General features: G+C 59.0%; 16 protein-coding genes. 7 read left to right on the top strand and 9 right to left on the bottom strand.

Going from position 1 to position 16,929, the window contains the following annotated elements; all coding sequences use genetic code 11:
* Positions 1-127: 127 nt before the first annotated feature.
* Positions 128-586, bottom strand: a complete 459-nt coding sequence (locus AC2FLJ_RS08760) for a DNA polymerase III subunit chi (RefSeq protein WP_282151380.1) — start codon at positions 584-586, stop codon at positions 128-130.
* 4 nt (positions 587-590) lie between these two features.
* The gene (locus tag AC2FLJ_RS08755; RefSeq protein ID WP_282168165.1) at positions 591-2,057 is read right to left on the bottom strand and encodes a leucyl aminopeptidase; all 1,467 of its coding nucleotides are present in this window, start codon (positions 2,055-2,057) and stop codon (positions 591-593) included.
* A gap of 240 nt (positions 2,058-2,297) precedes the next feature.
* Between AC2FLJ_RS08755 and lptG the strand changes: the two genes are divergently transcribed.
* The 5 genes from lptG to rsmA all read left to right on the top strand — a co-directional run bounded on the left by lptG (position 2,298) and on the right by rsmA (position 8,691).
* On the top strand, positions 2,298-3,398 hold the full coding sequence (gene lptG / locus AC2FLJ_RS08750; protein ID WP_058277603.1) for an LPS export ABC transporter permease LptG: 1,101 nt from the start codon (positions 2,298-2,300) through the stop codon (positions 3,396-3,398).
* Positions 3,398-5,560, top strand: coding sequence for an LPS-assembly protein LptD (locus AC2FLJ_RS08745; RefSeq protein WP_496705317.1), 2,163 nt, complete (start codon positions 3,398-3,400; stop codon positions 5,558-5,560). Before lptG ends, AC2FLJ_RS08745 begins: the two co-directional genes overlap by 1 nt.
* Positions 5,551-6,804 (top strand): peptidylprolyl isomerase, encoded by a 1,254-nt coding sequence (locus AC2FLJ_RS08740; protein WP_496705315.1) that lies wholly within the window; start codon positions 5,551-5,553, stop codon positions 6,802-6,804. The genes AC2FLJ_RS08745 and AC2FLJ_RS08740 overlap by 10 nt, the downstream gene beginning before the upstream one ends.
* Positions 6,801-7,766, top strand: a complete 966-nt coding sequence (pdxA, locus tag AC2FLJ_RS08735; RefSeq protein WP_282168163.1) for a 4-hydroxythreonine-4-phosphate dehydrogenase PdxA — start codon at positions 6,801-6,803, stop codon at positions 7,764-7,766. The genes AC2FLJ_RS08740 and pdxA overlap by 4 nt, the downstream gene beginning before the upstream one ends.
* A gap of 82 nt (positions 7,767-7,848) precedes the next feature.
* A complete protein-coding gene (rsmA, locus tag AC2FLJ_RS08730; RefSeq protein ID WP_496696643.1) occupies positions 7,849-8,691 on the top strand; it encodes a 16S rRNA (adenine(1518)-N(6)/adenine(1519)-N(6))-dimethyltransferase RsmA in 843 nt (280 codons plus the stop codon).
* A 649-nt stretch (positions 8,692-9,340) separates the two neighbouring features.
* Here rsmA and AC2FLJ_RS08725 read toward each other — a convergent pair.
* From AC2FLJ_RS08725 to prfA, 3 genes are all read right to left on the bottom strand, one after another.
* Complete coding sequence (locus AC2FLJ_RS08725; protein ID WP_108858419.1) at positions 9,341-9,937, bottom strand: DUF4167 domain-containing protein; 597 nt, start codon at positions 9,935-9,937, stop codon at positions 9,341-9,343.
* Positions 9,938-10,174: 237 nt separating this feature from the next.
* On the bottom strand, positions 10,175-11,020 hold the full coding sequence (prmC, locus tag AC2FLJ_RS08720; protein ID WP_282168162.1) for a peptide chain release factor N(5)-glutamine methyltransferase: 846 nt from the start codon (positions 11,018-11,020) through the stop codon (positions 10,175-10,177).
* Positions 11,017-12,072 (bottom strand): peptide chain release factor 1, encoded by a 1,056-nt coding sequence (prfA, locus tag AC2FLJ_RS08715; RefSeq protein WP_496696645.1) that lies wholly within the window; start codon positions 12,070-12,072, stop codon positions 11,017-11,019. The genes prmC and prfA overlap by 4 nt, the downstream gene beginning before the upstream one ends.
* 63 nt (positions 12,073-12,135) lie before the next feature.
* Here prfA and AC2FLJ_RS08710 point away from each other — a divergent pair, with 63 nt between their 5' ends.
* Positions 12,136-12,423 carry a hypothetical protein gene (locus AC2FLJ_RS08710; protein WP_109311700.1) on the top strand — a complete coding sequence of 96 codons (288 nt, stop codon included), beginning with the start codon at positions 12,136-12,138 and terminating at the stop codon, positions 12,421-12,423.
* On the opposite strand, the gene AC2FLJ_RS08705 is transcribed toward AC2FLJ_RS08710, so the two are convergent.
* From AC2FLJ_RS08705 to AC2FLJ_RS08690, 4 genes are all read right to left on the bottom strand, one after another.
* Entirely contained in the window at positions 12,364-12,771 is a 408-nt protein-coding gene (locus AC2FLJ_RS08705; RefSeq protein WP_496696647.1) for a DUF1499 domain-containing protein, read from the bottom strand. The two genes, AC2FLJ_RS08710 and AC2FLJ_RS08705, sit on opposite strands and share 60 nt — an antisense overlap.
* Before the next feature lie 63 nt (positions 12,772-12,834).
* Positions 12,835-13,782 carry an agmatinase gene (gene speB / locus AC2FLJ_RS08700; RefSeq protein WP_109311698.1) on the bottom strand — a complete coding sequence of 316 codons (948 nt, stop codon included), beginning with the start codon at positions 13,780-13,782 and terminating at the stop codon, positions 12,835-12,837.
* 62 nt (positions 13,783-13,844) lie between these two features.
* Positions 13,845-14,813 (bottom strand): agmatinase, encoded by a 969-nt coding sequence (speB, locus tag AC2FLJ_RS08695; protein ID WP_282118253.1) that lies wholly within the window; start codon positions 14,811-14,813, stop codon positions 13,845-13,847.
* Between the two features lie 12 nt (positions 14,814-14,825).
* Positions 14,826-15,989, bottom strand: a complete 1,164-nt coding sequence (locus AC2FLJ_RS08690; RefSeq protein WP_496696650.1) for a M20 aminoacylase family protein — start codon at positions 15,987-15,989, stop codon at positions 14,826-14,828.
* A gap of 66 nt (positions 15,990-16,055) precedes the next feature.
* Between AC2FLJ_RS08690 and mazG the strand changes: the two genes are divergently transcribed.
* On the top strand, positions 16,056-16,913 hold the full coding sequence (gene mazG, locus AC2FLJ_RS08685; RefSeq protein ID WP_496697086.1) for a nucleoside triphosphate pyrophosphohydrolase: 858 nt from the start codon (positions 16,056-16,058) through the stop codon (positions 16,911-16,913).
* The last annotated feature ends 16 nt before the right edge of the window (positions 16,914-16,929 follow it).

Below are 16,929 nucleotides of genomic sequence, written 5' to 3'. Positions count from 1 at the left end.
GTTGAAAGCAGTCATTTTTGCCTTGCACCGAATCCGTCAATTTGGGCTTCAATCCAGCCATTGAGGCATTTCTGATCGCACATCATTGCGCAATCAACACCACGCCTTCCGGAAAGCGGCTCGGGCCCTAAGCCTCAGCTTTCTTTTCCCAGCGCCCGGATTCTTCGGACCAGTATTGGGCGGAACATCCCGCACCGGTCAAAGCCTTCCACTGCCCGCGCGCGCGTTGAACGGCCTCTGCGTCATTGCCGTCAAACAGGATACATACGCGGTCCAGTTTCTTGATCTCATCGGGGTCGACCGCCGCGCCATCTACCGCCATGACACAAGACGCATCATTGGCAGCCTGCGCCTCGGTCGTCAGCAGGATCGGCTGCGCGGCATCGTGCGGACCGCCTGCGCGGCCATGTGGCAGGAACCCTTCTTCGGGCCCCTGCCACAGCTTTTCATCCAGCCAGTCCATCCGCGCGGGATCGCTGCCTCGCACGGCAATCTTCCACCCGGCCTGCCGTGCCTTGTCCAGCAGCACCGGCAAGGTATGCTCCAACGGTTGGCGGGTCAGGTGATAGAAATAGACGGCCCCCATCGGCTTACTCGAAGTTGTCCTGAACGAAACGGCTCAGCGCGCGTACACCCCAGCCGGTTGCGCCCTTCGGGGCGTAGGATGTCTCGGACGAGACCGAAGCCACACCGGCAATATCCAGGTGAATCCACGGCATGTCTTCTTTTACGAACCGCTGCAGGAACTGCGCCGCCGTGATCGAACCCGCAGGGCGCCCGCCCACGTTCTTCATATCGGCAATGCGCGACTTCAGTTGCTTGTCATAGGCTTCGCCCAACGGCATCCGCCATGCGCCTTCGTCTTCGGCCCCTGCCGCCTTCAGGAAGGCATTGCAGAACGTGTCGTTGTTCGAAAATACGCCCGCGTTCTCATGCCCGAGGCCGATGATGACCGCTCCGGTCAAGGTGGCCAGATCGACCATTCCCACAGGCTTGAACCGCTCTTGCGTGTACCACATCACGTCGCACAGAACCAAACGGCCTTCGGCGTCGGTGTTAATGATCTCGACCGTGTCGCCCTTCATGGATTTGACCACATCGCCCGGACGCGTGGCGTTGCCCGAAGGCATGTTTTCCACCAAACCGACCAAGCCGACAACGTTGGCCTTGGCCTTGCGCTTGGCCAGCGCGCGCATGGTGCCTGCCACTACGCCAGCGCCGCCCATGTCCATGGTCATGTCTTCCATGCCGCCCGCAGGTTTCAGCGAAATACCACCGGTGTCGAACACCACGCCCTTCCCGACCAATGCCAGCGGCGCGTCATCTTTGTCGCCGCCATTCCATTGCATCACCACAACCTTCGAAGGGCTGTCCGACCCCTGCCCGACGCTTAGCAGCGTACGCATGCCCAGCTCGGCCAGTTTGTCTTCTTCCAGCACTTCGACCTCAAGCCCCAGTGCCTTCATTTCGTCCAGCCGGTCGGCGAATTCCGTGGTGGTCAGGATATTCGCAGGCTCGTTGGTCAAATCGCGTGTCATGCGGACACCGTCGGCGACCGCGTAGAGCGGTGCAAACGCAGCCTCGATCTCATCCGCCTTCTGGTGGGTTATGATGACTGAACCGGCCTCATCAGACTCCTTAGTCTTGTGCGCATCAAAATCATAGCTGCGCAGCGCGATGCCCATCGCCAGATCCTCGGCCTTGACCTGATTGCCTGACATCACCAGCAAGTCCTTGCTGCCCGCCAGCTTGGCCAGCGCGGCACCTGCCTTGCGGGCCTCGGCGGGTTCGGGGCGGCGCGGCAGAACCAGAACGTCCAGCGCCTCGGCTGCCATGCCGGATGGCCACGCCATCGAGATCACGTCACCGGTTTTCACCTTTTCGAACCGCTCGCTTTCGACCAGCCGTGTCACAGCCCCGCGGGTCAGGCGGTTGGCGCGACGGGCGGCGGGGTTCATTTTGCCGTCAGACGGGATGATAATGGCCACGCGCCCTTCGGCCTGCGCCATCGTATCCATGTCGGGGTCCTGGAAACGGATCGGTACAAGACTGCTCATTGCGAACTCCTCAAAATCAGTTCCCCAAGACCTAGCCCGCGCCGCGCGGCTTGACCAGATAGCAGTTTTCCCCGGCCCGCATTTGGACTACAGTCCCGGAAAAAATCCGACAGGCTCGGGGGAGAAGGTTTTGGCAAGACAGAGCAGGCATAGGCTGTCGCGCACAATTGCGTGCAGCGGTGATTCTGGTCTGCACCCGACCAAAGGCTGTTTGCGCGTCTTTTCGGCAGGAGTTCCTTCGTGATCCTCGACCGCTACTTCGCCCGCCGTTTCATTCAAAGTTTCCTGGTCATCGGCAGCATTTTCCTGACACTGATGATTCTGATCGACCTGATCGAACAGGTGCGCCGCTTTGACGATGCAAATCTGTCCTTTGGTCAGCTGCTTCAGTTGACGCTGTTGAATACGCCTGCCGCGATCAGCGAAATGCTGCCGCTGCTAGTCATCCTGTCCACGATCGCGTTGTTTATCGGTCTGGCCCGCAGTTCGGAACTGGTTGTCACCCGTGCCACTGGCCGTTCAGGCATCCGCGCCCTGTTGGCCCCTGTGGTGATCGCCCTGATCATCGGCGCACTGGCGGTTGGCATGTTGAACCCCATCGCAGCCGCCACGTCGGAAGAGTACAAACAGCTTGCCGAATCCTACAAAAACAACGGCGGATCAACGCTGTCGATCAGTGCAGATGGTCTTTGGTTGCGGCAGGGTTCGGCCAATGGCCAATCCGTGATCCACGCCCAGGACACATCTAACGGCGACAGGTTCACCCTTAATCAGGTGACGATCATTACTTTTGCCCCGGATGGCACACCAACCCAGCAGATCGTAGCCGACCAAGCGGATCTGGAGAACGGTACGTGGGTCCTGACCAATGCCAAGATTTGGGCGCTGGAAGGCGGTGTGAATCCAGAAACCCACGCCACTGAACACGCGCGGCTTGAGGTTCCCACATCGCTGACACGCCAACGGATTCTGGACACGCTTGGCGATCAGGATTCCGTATCGGTCTATGACCTGCCGGAACTGATCCGCGACCTGCGCGAAGCCGGGTTTTCGACCAAGCAATATGAGGTCTGGTTGCAGGTCCAACTGGCCCGCCCCTTGTTTCTGATGTCGATGGTCCTGATCGGCGCGGCCTTCACCATGCGCCACGTGCGATTTGGCGGCACCGGGATCGCGGTTTTAACCGCCGTCCTGCTGGGATTTGGTATCTACTTCATTCGCAACTTTGCCCAAATTCTGGGGGAAAACGGTCAATTGCCTATCTTAGTCGCGGCCTGGGCCCCGCCCTTCGCAGCCATTCTTCTGTCCCTCGGCCTTTTGCTGCATGCGGAGGACGGCTGATGCGGCTTATTGCCAGTTTGTTTCTGTCCGGTGCAGTCGCACTGACCATGCCCGTGGGCGCATTCGCGCAATCTCAACCTGCTGCCGGTGCCGCACAGGGTGCCACGCAAGAGGATCAGCCTGCCCTGCTGGTGGCCGACCGGATCTTTATCACACCCGAGCGTAATCTGGTGGCCGAAGGGAATGTCGAAGCCTTTCAGGGCGACACCAAGGTCACGGCCACGCGCATCACCTATGACCGCGAAACCGGCAACCTATCGCTGGAAGGCCCGGTCCGCATCGATCAGGGCGGCGCAACCACGTTGCTGGCTGATTCCGCCGAACTGGATGACGGAATCATGAACGGTCTGCTGATCGGTGCCCGCATGGTGTTCGATCAGCAGGTTCAGATCGCCTCGGTCCAGGCTGCGCGCGCTGGGGGGCGTTACACACAATTCAGCAAGGTCTCGGCGACGTCCTGCCATGTCTGCGCCAATGGCAAACCGCCGCTTTGGCAAATCCGCGCCCGCAAGGTCACGCATGACCAGTTGGAACGCCAATTGTATTTCGAAGGGGCACAGTTCCGGATACTGGATTTCCCGGTTTTCTACTTCCCCTACCTGCGCCTGCCCGACCCGACACTGGACCGTGCCACAGGCTTCCTTGTTCCGTCGATTCGCACCACATCGCAGCTGGGAACCGGCGTGCAGGTGCCGTATTTCTTTAAGCTTGGCGACCACAAGGACCTGACGCTGACCCCCTATATCTCGGGGAAAACAAGAACACTGGGCTATCGCTATCGCCAGGCATTCAAACGCGGACGGATTGAGCTGAACGGCGCTTTCACCCGCGATGACCTGCAAGAAAATGAGGATCGAGGCTATCTTTTTGCCAACGGTTATTTCTTCCTGAACAACGACTTCCGCTTTTTGTTTGATGTGAAGACAACTTCGGATAACGCTTATCTCGCGGATTATGGCCTACCCGATTTTGACCGGTTGCGCAGCGAAATCGCGCTTGAGCGGATCAAACGCGATACCGCCTTCCGCACCAGTTTCATCCACTACAAATCCCTGCGAGACAGCGAAAATGAGGAAGTGATCCCATCGCGGATCTTCGACCTGTATTTTCAGAAACGCTACTTCCCAACCTCTGTCGGCGGTGAAGTTCGCTTGGGCTTTGTGGCCCACAATCACACACGTACCAGCGATCAGGATATCGTTGGCCGCGATGTCGCGCGTGCCACGTTCGATGCGGACTGGATGCGCAGCTGGATTTTCGCATCGGGCCTCAGGGCTGATGCCCGGTTCGGGACATCGGTGGATATCTTTGACATCCGAGATGACAGCCAGTTTCCTGACCAGGTGACCCGCGCGGCCCCCCGCGCCGCACTCACGCTGCGTTATCCGATGACCCGTCGGGAAAAGTCAGGTGCCACGCAGGTGCTTGAACCCATCGCGCAAGTCGGTTGGACGAACGTGACAGATCAGGACGTTCCCAATGACGAAAGCACCTTTCAGGAATTCGACCAGGGGAACCTGTTGTCCCTGTCACGCTTTCCGGCCCCGGATCGTCGCGAAGACGGCGCGACGGCGGTGTTTGGGCTCAATTGGGCGCGCTATGCCGCAAATGGCTGGCGTGCGCTTGCCACTGTCGGACAGGTCTTCCGCTCGACCGCTGACCCCAACTTCAACCTGACGTCAGGCCTACAGGGAACCGCCTCCGACGTGTTGTTGGCCGGTCAGTTGCAAACCGCCAATGGCTGGTCTTTGGCGGGTCGCGGCCTGTTGAATGGTGATTTCAGCTTTGCCAAGGCCGAGGTGCGCGCAGGCTGGAACAAGCCAAATGTCGGCCTAACCGGCAGTTATGTGTGGCAGGAAAAGGATCCGGCAGAAAATGCGAATGACGAGATATCCGAAATCTGGATGAATGGGCGTTACCTTGTTGACCAGAACTGGCTGACACAGGCCTATGCGCGCTATGACCTCAGCGAATCCGAACCGATCCGATATGGGTTAGGCGTTACCTACCAGAATGAGTGTGTAAAAGTTAACATGACCGTCAGCAGGCGATTTACCTCATCATCAAGTATTGAGCCTTCGACAGAATTCGGGTTTACCGTTGCCCTGACAGGTTACTCCGTCGAGGGTGGCGGCCAACAGTACAAGAGAAGATGCAGTTGATTTCACGTTTCTCGCGATTAGTCCGTTCCGGTTGGTTGAAACCGGTTGCACCGGCACTGGCTGCCGCTTTGCTTGCCCTGTCCACTGGTCACAGCCAGGCCCAGAGCCTGTTTTCACCTGCGATCAAGGTGAACCAGGACATTGTCACCTGGTACGAACTTCAGCAACGCCAGCAATTCCTGACCGTTCTGGGTGCTCCTGGCGCCACCGAGGACGAAGTCCGCGACGCGCTGATCGACGAACGACTTCGCAAACAGGCCATGCGCGACGCAGGAATCGAAGTTGCACCAGAAGACATTCAGGTGGGCATTGATGAATTCGCAGCCCGTGGCCGCCTTTCGACCGATGAATTCCTGCAATTGCTGGGCGAATCCGGCGTTTCCCCCGAAACCGTACGGGATTTCGTCGCTGATCAGCTGTCGTGGCGCGATTACGTCAGTTCGCGTTTTCTGTCGCAAGCCAGGCCGAGCGACGACGAGATCAACCGGGCTTTGGGACAGGCCGGGAGTGGCGGGCTTCAAGTCCTGATGTCGGAAATCATTATTCCGGTCACGCCGCAGACCTTGGCCCAAGCCGAATTGCTAGCCGAAGAGATCGCACTGCTTGAAGGTTTCGATGCGTTTTCCTCTGCCGCCACACAGTATTCTGCAGCTGGCACACGCGATGACGGCGGGCGTTTGGAATGGCTTAACCTGACCGACTTGCCGCCTGCCCTGCAACCCGTGATTCTAGGTCTCAAAACGGGCGACATCACACAGCCCTTGTCGTTGCCCAACGCGATCGCCTTGTTCCAGCTGCGCGGATTGCGCGAAGTAAGCACCAGCGCGCCGCGTTACTCCAAGATCGACTACGCGATTTACAACATGGCCGGCGGTCGCAGTGCCGAAACCCTGGCCAAGGCCGCCAAGCTGCGCGAACAGATTGATAACTGCGACGACCTCTATGGCATCGCCAAGGATCAACCTGCCGGGGTACTGCAACGTGTCGAAGCCAGCCCGTCCGAGATCCCCCGCGACGTGGCGCTTGAGCTGTCCAAGCTGGACCTGAACGAAGTTTCCACGACGCTGACGGGAAACAATGGCCAGACTCTGAAGTTCCTGATGCTGTGTACACGCACATTGGACCGGGGCGAAGACACGACGCGCGTGGATGTAGCCAACGCCCTGACGCAACAGCGCCTGCAGGCCTTTGCCGAAAGTCTGGTTGAACAGCTCCGCGCCGACGCGACGATCATCGAGCAATGACCGCGCCCATCGCGCTTAGCTGTGGCGATCCCGCTGGAATAGGCCCCGAAATCGCCGCCAAAGCCTGGTCAAAACTGCGCGCGAGCTGCCCGTTTTTCTATATCGGCGATGCGGCGCATCTGCCGGCAGGTACGCCTACGCAGCGGATCAGCGATCCGGCACAGGCCATTGATATCTGCGCGAATGCCCTGCCTGTTCTGCAATTGAGCTTTCCCGCCACAAACGCAGCAGGCCAACCGGACCCGTCCAATGCGCCCAGTGTGATCGACGCAATCGAAACCGGTGTTTCCCTAGTTCAATCCGGTGCCGCGTCAGCGTTGTGCACTGCACCGATCCACAAAAAGGCTCTGATCGACGGGGCCGGGTTCGCCTATCCTGGCCATACCGAATTTCTCGCCGCTCTGGCCGGGCGCAAGCGCGTCGTGATGATGTTGGCCAGCGAGCAGCTTCGCGTGGTGCCCGCAACGATTCACATTCCGCTGTCGCGCGTCCCGTCCGAGCTTACCCCCGACCTGCTGCGCGAAACCATCGCCATTACCGCTGAAGGCCTGCGCAGACAGTTTGGTATCCCCCATCCCCGCATCGCCATTGCAGGCCTCAACCCGCATGCGGGCGAAGGCGGTAAAATGGGGCATGAAGAACTGGACTGGATCGCCCCTCTGATATCTGACTTGCCGGGCGATACCTGCACGGTTACCGGCCCACACCCGGCGGACACGATGTTCCACGCTGCCGCCCGCGCCCGATATGACGCCGCAATTGCCATGTATCACGATCAGGCACTGATCCCGATCAAGACGCTCGACTTCGACCGTGGTGTCAACGTGACCCTCGGCCTGCCCTTCATTCGCACCTCGCCCGATCACGGCACGGCACTGGATATCGCCGGACAGGACATGGCAAACCCCACCAGCCTGATCGAGGCGCTGAAACTGGCCCAACGGATGGCACAAAGCGCTTGATCCTTCACTTGGCTGAAAATATCCCCGCCGGAGGCAAAAAATCACTGGCGTTCCCCCCCGGACACGCCACGGTAATCGGATCATGAGTTCAATCGACACCCTTCCCCCTCTGCGCGAGGTTATCGCGACACATCAACTCTCGGCGCGTAAATCGCTGGGGCAGAACTTTTTGCTGGATCTCAACCTGACGGCCAAGATCGCACGGCAGGCGGGCGATCTCACGGAATGCGACGTGCTGGAAATCGGACCCGGCCCCGGTGGTCTGACCCGTGGCCTGTTGTCCGAAGGTGCGCGCAAGGTCGTTGCGGTCGAAAAAGACACCCGCTGTATCGCTGCCTTGAATGACATCGCTGCTGCTTATCCGGGTCGTCTTGAGGTCATCAACGGCGACGCACTGGAAATCGATCCTCTGGCGCATCTGACCCCACCTATCCGCATCGCGGCGAACCTGCCGTATAACGTAGGCACCGAATTACTGGTGCGCTGGCTGACCCCGCCCGAATGGCCGCCGTTCTGGCAAAGCCTAACGCTGATGTTCCAACGCGAAGTCGCCGAACGCATCGTTGCCCAACCCGGGGGCAAAGCCTATGGCCGCCTTGCGATCCTTGCCCAATGGCGGGCCGAGGCGCGCATCGCCATGTCCCTGCCCCCCGGGGCTTTTACGCCGCCACCAAAGGTCTCAAGCGCGGTTGTGCACCTGACGGCGCTGCCCGAACCGCGCTATCCGGCGGATGCCCGGGTTCTGTCGCGTGTCGTGGCCGCAGCTTTCAACCAGCGCCGCAAGATGCTGCGCGCATCGCTAAAAGGCGTGGCGCCGGATATCGAGGACCGCCTGCTCGCGGCTGGGATTCAACCAACAGAGCGCGCCGAACAAGTCCCGCTGGAAGCTTTCTGTGCATTGGCTAGAAACATCAGAAATTCATAAGATTTCTGGTCTCAATGAATCTTCAGCTTTATCATGTTCACAGGCGGGGATATTTACAAAAGAGTTAATCTCAAATCGCAGGAAAATCAGTTGAAGGTTTTAGTGACACTTTTGACGATTCTATTCGTCCAAGTGCCGTTGTCAGGCCACGCGGCTCAAATAAAACTACGTTGTACATATGAACCAGACCGTCAGGGTTGGATTCCCAATGAAGCGTTCTACGAAATAGACACCTCATCTAGATCAGCATCGGCATATGATGGATTGATACACCATGTCCACGGCGCGCCTCTTGGCACGAAGTATGCTGAAAGGAGGGACGGTCGATATAGGCTCAAATGGAAGTTGAAGCTGCCTACTAAAGTAACGCGAAGCCTCGACAACAGCGTGTATAGAAAATACGAGACTTACCGCACGATCACATACTCAGTTTTCATTGATCTAGACGCAAAGTCAGCCCAATTGAAAACAAGTTTGGGTAGGCCGGCAGAAGGCAATGGGCCTTGTCAAATTATTGAATAATCCGACCGCTGCCTGAGCGACTATCAAAGTTAGACACCAACAGAATTTGGTATCAAAACAAACAAAAGAAAGAGCCCTACATATTTTCACATGTAGGGCTCTTTTCGATTAAATCATGGACCAAGTTTTACTCAGCCGCTTCCGGTGCATCGCCGTTGCTTGTCGGCGCGTCCTCTGCCCCCTCTGGCGCGGGCTTTGGCTTGCGCGTACGCGGACGACGCGGTGCTTTTTCTTTTTTTGCCGGTGCTTCGGTGGCCGCCGCCGCAGCAGCATCCTTGCTCTCCGGGGTCTCAACCAAACCGGATTCCGGGGTAGCTGCCTCGGGTGTGAAATCCATCACGTCCGGTTGCGGCGCTTCGGCCGGGTCCGACTGACGGGCGGCAGCTTCGCGCTCCTGGCGCTCGGCGCGTTCGCGATCCCGCTCAGCCTGACGCTCGCGGTTCTGGCGGTCTTGCTCTTCGCGGCGCGCTTCCATTTCGCGCTGTGCCTCACTCAGCAGGCGCAAATAGTGTTCTGCGTGCTGCTGAAAGTTCTCAGCTGCCACACGGTCATTGGACAGTTGGGCGTCGCGCGCCAACTGATTATATTTGTCGATAATCTGCTGGGGCGTACCGCGCACCTTGCCTTCGGGACCCGAGCTGTCAAAAACCCGGTTTACGACATTGCCCCCAGAAGGACGGTTGCGGTTATTCTTGACCCGAGAGCGGGATTTGGAAGATCTCATTTACTTTACGTCAGCCTTGTCATTCGCTGTCGATCATCTCGCATCCTGCACTGCTCAAAAGCTTAGCTGTGACGCGATGTCGACTATTTTGGGCTTGGCGTCCGGGGCCCGCTGTACCAGCGTCAGCCCTCCGACTGGTGTTGAGTAAACACGTCCTGTGCGTACAGACAAGGGGGTTGTCCAAAAATTCGCAGCTTTTTTACATTAATCGGCGTATTTCGGCCTCAGGTTGCCGCATTAAAGCGGCATTTTGGCAAAAACGACGCGATCGCGGCCGTCTAGATCGGGAACGATCCGTGTGGCTGTCAGGCCTGCCGACTCGAACAATGCTGCGACACTGCGCCCCTGTGTCGGCCCGATTTCCACCAGCAGACGGCCGCCCGGCAGTAGGAAATCCGGTGCGCCTGCCGCGATGCGACGGTAAGCGCCCAGCCCGTCCCCTTCGTCCGTCAACGCCAGTCGCGGCTCGTGCTCGCGCACTTCTGGTGAAAGGTCGTCCATTTCCGTCAAAGAAATATAGGGGGGATTCGAAACGATCAGATCAAACTGGCCGTCAATATTCTGAAACCAGTCAGATTGGAGGATTTCCACCCGACCCTGTACCTGGTGCTGCACTGCATTTGCGCTGGCCTGCAGACAGGCGGCCTCGCTCAGGTCCGCACCCACGCCCGAGGCACTGGCCCGTTCAGCCAGCAACGTGATCAAGATACAGCCTGAGCCGACACCCAGATCCAGTACATGATCGAACGGGTCGCTGAGCGCGGCTTCGATCAGCGCTTCGGTTTCCGGCCGTGGGTCCAGCACATCGCGGCTGACGCGGAAGCGTCGGCCATAAAACTCGCGCTCGCCCAACAGGTGCGACACCGGAACACGCACCGCACGCAGCGAGATCAACTGATCATAGCGCTCTGCAATCTCTGGTGACAGCTCTTCGGGCGCGATCAGAGTGACCCGGCTGGCTTCGATCCGTGCCGCGTGGGCCAAAAGAACCCGGGCGTCTCGCGCCGGGTCGGCCACACCCGCCGCCCGCAGTCGCGCCGTGGCCGAAACCATCGCCTGTGCTGCTGTCAGCGCCGCAATCATTGCGCCATATCCGCCAATAGTCGCGCCTGATCATCAGCGGTCAGTGCATCTATCACCTCGTCCAGATCGCCCTGCATCACCTGATCCAGCTTATAAAGCGTCAGGTTGATGCGGTGGTCTGTCATGCGGCCTTGCGGGAAATTGTAGGTTCTGATCCGCTCGGACCGATCCCCCGACCCCACCTGGCTCGCACGATCGGCCGACCGTTCACTGTCGATCCGCTGACGCTCCTGATCATAGAGCCGGGTTTTCAGCACCTGCATCGCAATCTCGCGGTTGCGGTGTTGCGATTTCTCCGAGCTTGTCACAACGATCCCCGTCGGCAGGTGGGTAATCCGAACCGCCGAGTCGGTTGTGTTCACGTGCTGCCCCCCCGCGCCTGAACTGCGCATGGTGTCGATGCGAATATCATTGGCGTCGATCTGGATATCCACATCCTCGGCCTCGGGCAAAACCGCGACCGTCGCAGCCGAGGTGTGAATGCGTCCGCCACTTTCGGTTTCGGGCACACGTTGCACCCGGTGCACGCCGGATTCGTATTTCATCCGGGCAAACACGTTCTCGCCCTTGATGTGGGCGACGACCTCTTTGATCCCACCCAGATCCGAGGCCTGTTCTTCGATGACCTCAAACTTCCATCCCCGCGCTTCGGAATAGCGCTGGTACATGCGCAGAAGGTCCCCGGCGAACAGCGCGGCCTCATCTCCGCCAGTTCCGGGGCGGATTTCCAGCATCGCCGGACGCGCATCCGCCGCATCACGGGGCAACAACGCAAGCTGCAAGGCGTGTTCGGATTCGGGGATGCGGGTCTTCAATGCCGGAATTTCTTCTTCCGCCAGTTCTTTCATGTCCGGGTCGGCCAGCATCGCCTCGGCCTCGGCCAGATCGGCGACCAGCTGACGCCACGCCATGATCTGATCCACAACCGGTTTGAGGTCGGAATATTCTTTGGCCAAGGCCGCAATATCCCCACCCGAGGCACCATCTGCCATGGCCGCTTCGAGGTACTGGAATCGCTGGGTTATCTGTTCAAGTCGTTCTTCGGGGATCATCCGGGCGGTGTCTATCAATCCGGCCCTTTGGTCAAGGCCCCTCACTATGCTAGGCTAATGCACATGAAACGGTTGATACTTGTTTGTACACTGCTCGTAACGCCCGCCCTGGCTGACGTGGTCGGCCCCGGCGGCAAGGTTCAGGACTGCTATTGCACCGATAAATCGGGAACCCGCGTCGAACTGGGCGAGATGATCTGCCTCCAGGTCGATGGCCGCATGTTCATGGCGCAATGCCAGATGTCTCTGAACGTACCGATGTGGCGCGAGGTTCAGGAGGGGTGCTTGTCCTCAGGGCTGCAACAGAGCAAGCCACTCATCAACACGAGCGCGGTTTACCCCAAAATCTGACCGCCCAAACCTGAGACGAGCATAGATGCGAAGCGTGTCTCCGTCCTGCTGCACTGTCGTGTAGTCCGGAAAGCCGATCACTTTCGTACGCGTGATGTAGGTAATTATCCCTTCATCAACAGACCCGGCCAGAACTGACGTTCGGTCTGAAACGCGCGCGAACGCATCCAGCCGCAGCAGGCCATCCGGTCCCGTTTCGACCACACGGACGACACCTCCATCAAGATCACGGTCCTGATCACCTATCGGTGCCACATGCCATTTTGCCGGGTCTGATGGTGCAAAACGAATGTATGCTCCAAGCAAAATTACCAGAACAACAATCAGCCACAGCGCCATTTTTTTCATCCCCGGACCAGCCCTTTCGCCGACCATATTCGGATCGCTTTGGCAGACAAGGTGCGAACTCTTTTACCGTGACGTCACGCCTGGCAATATGCACAGCAGTTCGAACAACAAGTTCGCTGCAGTCAGCGCCGTGTTGCCTGACGGATCGTATGGCGGCGACACCTCGACCAGATCGCATCCGACCACTTTCACACCCGAAAGCGCATGAATCAGCTGCAACGCTTGCGGCGTGGTCAGCCCTCCGATTTCAGGTGTTCCGGTGCCGGGGGCGTAAGCCGGGTCCAGACTGTCGATGTCATAGGTGATGTAGACCGGGTGGTCGCCGATCGTTTTGCGGATTTGTGAGCCGATCTCAGTCAGGTTCTGCTGCCACAGCTCCCACGCCGGGAATTGGCGAAAGCCCCAGTCCTGCGCCTCAGTAAAGTCGCTGGCCGCGTAACCCGAACCGCGAATGCCGATCTGAAAGGTCTTGTCCGGGACGATCAGCTTTTCTTCATAGGCGCGGCGAAAGACAGTACCGTGCGTTTCACGCTCGCCGAACATCTCTTCATTCACGTCGGCATGAGCATCCACATGCACCAGCGCGACCGGACCATGCTTGGCCGCAATAGCGCGCAAAATCGGCAGCGTGATCGAATGATCGCCGCCCATCGCAACGGGAATCACCGCCTGATCGAGTATTGAATCGTAGCTTTCCTTGATGATCTTCAGGCTGTCGGCCAGCGAGAACGTATTGATCGCCAGATCCCCGATATCCGCGATCTGCAGGCTGTCGAACGGAGCGGCCGAATTGGCCATATTATAGGGCCGGATCATCGCGCTTTCGCTGCGGATCTGTTTTGGCCCAAACCGCGTGCCGGACCGCCACGAGGTGCCGATATCCATCGGGATGCCCAGCACGGCCACATCCAGACCGGCCAGCGAGTCAGCCTGCGGCAACCGCATGAACGTGTTCGGCCCGGAAAACCGCGCCAGATCATTGCCGCTGATCGGTTGGTTAAAGTCTGTCATGCCCGTATTTCTCCCGTCCGGCTTTTGGTTAATCAGATACCGGAAAGATGGCTAACCAAAGGTTAATCCTGCACCAACTTGTTCCACCCCAGCAGGCAAATGATCTGAGTTGCCACGTGAGCACCGGCAATGGCCGTGGCACCTGACGTGTCATATGGCGGTGAGACCTCGACCACATCCCCGCCTTTGATATTTATCCCGGCGATATCGCGCAGGATGATCTGCGCCTGAATGGAACTCAGACCACCCCAAACGGGCGTGCCGGTGCCGGGGGCAAAGGCCGGGTCCAGGCCGTCGATGTCAAAGCTCAGATAGACCGGGCTGTCGCCCAAAATACCTTTGATCTTTTTCGCCACGGCGGCGGGGCCGGATTCGTAGACTTCTCGCGCGTCGATGATGTTGACGCCCAATGTGTCCTCGTTCGTGGTACGGATACCGACCTGAACCGAGCGTTTCGGGTCCACGATGCCGGATTTCACCGCCTTGTAGAACATCGTCCCGTGATCCACGCGGGACATGTCGTCATCGGCCCAAGTGTCGGTATGCGCATCGAATTGCAGCAGAGACATCGGCCCGTGTTTCTCGGCATAGGCCTTGAGGATCGGGAAGCTGATATAGTGGTCCCCGCCTAACGTGACCGAAGACACATCAGCGGCCAAAATAGTGCGGATGTGGTCGGTCAACGTATCGGGAAAGGCCGGGATATTGGCATAATCATAGGCCATGTCGCCATAATCCACGATCGCCAGCTCGCTGAGCGCATCGAACGGCCAGCCGTAGGGCGCATCCGGCGATTGCAGCGCGCTGGCCTCACGTATGGCACGCGGTCCAAGACGGGTACCCGGACGGTTCGTCACCGCTTGATCAAAGGGCACACCTGTGACTGCGATATCCACGCCTTTCAGGTCCTTAGTGTAAAGGCGACGCAGGAACGAGGTCGCGCCGCCAAAGGTGTTCTCGTAGGACAGTCCCTTGAGATCAGGATTGGTGAATGCCTCGTCCACCTGGTTCTTTGCGTCTTCCAGTGCCATGTCTTTCCCCCGTCAGCCCAGCGGCTGCGCCTTTTCGACGATCCGTGCAAAGAACGAAGCGCCGACCGGCGCGATCTCATCGTTGAAGTTGTATTTCGGATGGTGCAGCCCGGCGCTCTCACCCTGCCCCAAAAACAGATAGGCGCCGGGGCGCGATTGCAGCATGTACGAGAAATCCTCTGCCCCCATCTCGCGGCCCATGTTTCCCACCACACGCTCGGCCCCGGACACGTCCCGGGCCACCTCGGCGGCAAATCCGGCCTTTTCGCCGTCGTTGATCGTGGCCGGGTAGTTCTTTTCGTAATCCAGCCGCGCCTCGACGCCGTAAGAGGTCGCCTGCCCCTGTACGATTTGCTCCATACGCTCGATTACCATCTGCTGAACGTTTGGATCGAAGGTTCGAACAGTGCCGTTGATGAAAGCCGTATCGGGGATCACGTTATTCACCGTCCCGGTGTGGATTTGCGTTACCGAGACGACCAGGTCGTCCAGAGCATAGTTGTTGCGGCTGACGATAGTCTGAATGGCCTGCGCAATGCCGCAGGCCGCCATCACCGGGTCGCGGGCTTCATGCGGCATGGCACCGTGACCACCAACGCCTTGAATATGAACCTCGAACGTATCCACCGCCGCCATGATCGGCCCCGGAGTGGTGTGAAATGCGCCTACGGGCAGGTTCGGTGCATTATGCAGCGCGTAGACCTGAGAGATGTCGAACCGGTCCATGATGCCTTCTTCGACCATCACGCCCGCGCCGCCGCCTTCCTCTTCGGCTGGCTGAAAGATCAGCGCCACACGGCCGCGAAAATTCCGCGTTTCGGCCAGGTAGCGCGCCGCGCCCAACAGCATCGTGGTGTGCCCATCATGACCGCAGGCGTGCATCTTGCCCGGATTGGTCGAGGCGTAGTCGACGCCCGTTTCCTCAGGGATCGGCAGCGCGTCCATATCGGCCCGCAGACCAATCGTAGGCCCCTCACCCCGCCCGTTGATGATCGCGACGATCCCGGTCTTGGCAATACCTTCGTGCAGCTCGTCCACTCCGAATTCGCGCAGACGGTCCGCTACGAACGCTGCAGTTTCATGGCATTCGAACTCCAACTCGGGGATCGAATGCAAGTGTTTGCGCCATGCGGCCATATCGGCTGAGTAATCGGCAATTCGGTTGACGACGGGCATCTGGGGTGGACTCCTGATCGGGACTGCGGAATGGATGCATCTGACACCGGAACGAAAGGGTTCGCAATGGCCGAAAATCCTCTGATCCACGACAGCGATGCAGGTATCGAGCGCCTGTTGGAAATCATGCGCCGTCTGCGTGACCCGCAAACGGGCTGCCCGTGGGATATCGAACAGGATTTTGCCACCATCGCCCCCTACACGATTGAGGAGGCCTATGAGGTCGCCGACGCCATCGAGCGCGAAGCCTATGATGAGCTGAAAGGCGAGCTGGGCGACCTGCTGTTCCAGTCGGTTTTTCACGCACAAATGGCCGAAGAAGCCGGGCATTTCACCTTTCAGGACGTGGTGCAGACCATGTCGGACAAGATGGTCGACCGTCACCCGCATGTATTTGGCGATGAATCCCGCGATAAATCAGCGGACCAGCAGACCGTGGATTGGGAAACCATCAAGGCGGCTGAGCGCGCCGGCAAGGAACAGAAAGGGGCGCTGGACGGTGTCGCGGCCAACCTGCCTGCCCTGTTGCGCGCGCACAAACTGCAAAAACGCGCGGCCCGCGTAGGGTTTGACTGGCCCGATGCCAGTCATGTGTTGGCCAAGATCACGGAAGAGGCTGCAGAGCTGGAGGAAGCGCGCAAGGCTAAGGACGCAGACGCGCTGGAGGATGAATTCGGCGATCTTCTGTTCGTGATGGTCAATCTGGGCCGTCATCTAGGCATCGAGCCTGAGGCCGCCCTGCGCCGCACCAATGCCAAGTTTACCCGCCGGTTCGAGCAAGTAGAAGCGCGGCTGGCTGCGCGCGGGAAAACACCATCCCAAAGCGATCTCGAAGAAATGGATGCGCTGTGGGACGAGGTCAAAATTGAAGAGCACCGCGCCAATGGCAAACTCCCGCCGGTAGGTGCGACGACCGAGGTCTGAAACCGCTGGACAAGCG

Source organism: Ruegeria sp. CDSA034, from assembly GCF_059612275.1.
Note: the sequence above shows the minus strand (reverse complement) of the source record. Positions and strands in the feature narration are given on the sequence as shown.

Excerpts from the sequence above, each read along its gene's own strand:
- prmC (WP_282168162.1), bottom strand. The coding sequence starts at position 11,020 with ATGATTGCGGCGCTGACAGCAGCACAGGCGATGGTTTCGGCCACGGCG.
- AC2FLJ_RS08710 (WP_109311700.1), top strand. The coding sequence starts at position 12,136 with ATGAAACGGTTGATACTTGTTTGTACACTGCTCGTAACGCCCGCCCTG.
- mazG (WP_496697086.1), top strand. The coding sequence starts at position 16,056 with ATGGCCGAAAATCCTCTGATCCACGACAGCGATGCAGGTATCGAGCGC.
- AC2FLJ_RS08760 (WP_282151380.1), bottom strand. The coding sequence starts at position 586 with ATGGGGGCCGTCTATTTCTATCACCTGACCCGCCAACCGTTGGAGCAT.
- AC2FLJ_RS08725 (WP_108858419.1), bottom strand. The coding sequence starts at position 9,937 with ATGAGATCTTCCAAATCCCGCTCTCGGGTCAAGAATAACCGCAACCGT.
- prfA (WP_496696645.1), bottom strand. The coding sequence starts at position 12,072 with ATGATCCCCGAAGAACGACTTGAACAGATAACCCAGCGATTCCAGTAC.
- speB (WP_109311698.1), bottom strand. The coding sequence starts at position 13,782 with ATGACAGACTTTAACCAACCGATCAGCGGCAATGATCTGGCGCGGTTT.
- AC2FLJ_RS08755 (WP_282168165.1), bottom strand. The coding sequence starts at position 2,057 with ATGAGCAGTCTTGTACCGATCCGTTTCCAGGACCCCGACATGGATACG.
- AC2FLJ_RS08740 (WP_496705315.1), top strand. The coding sequence starts at position 5,551 with ATGCAGTTGATTTCACGTTTCTCGCGATTAGTCCGTTCCGGTTGGTTG.
- AC2FLJ_RS08745 (WP_496705317.1), top strand. The coding sequence starts at position 3,398 with ATGCGGCTTATTGCCAGTTTGTTTCTGTCCGGTGCAGTCGCACTGACC.
- AC2FLJ_RS08705 (WP_496696647.1), bottom strand. The coding sequence starts at position 12,771 with ATGAAAAAAATGGCGCTGTGGCTGATTGTTGTTCTGGTAATTTTGCTT.
- pdxA (WP_282168163.1), top strand. The coding sequence starts at position 6,801 with ATGACCGCGCCCATCGCGCTTAGCTGTGGCGATCCCGCTGGAATAGGC.
- AC2FLJ_RS08690 (WP_496696650.1), bottom strand. The coding sequence starts at position 15,989 with ATGCCCGTCGTCAACCGAATTGCCGATTACTCAGCCGATATGGCCGCA.
- rsmA (WP_496696643.1), top strand. The coding sequence starts at position 7,849 with ATGAGTTCAATCGACACCCTTCCCCCTCTGCGCGAGGTTATCGCGACA.
- speB (WP_282118253.1), bottom strand. The coding sequence starts at position 14,813 with ATGGCACTGGAAGACGCAAAGAACCAGGTGGACGAGGCATTCACCAAT.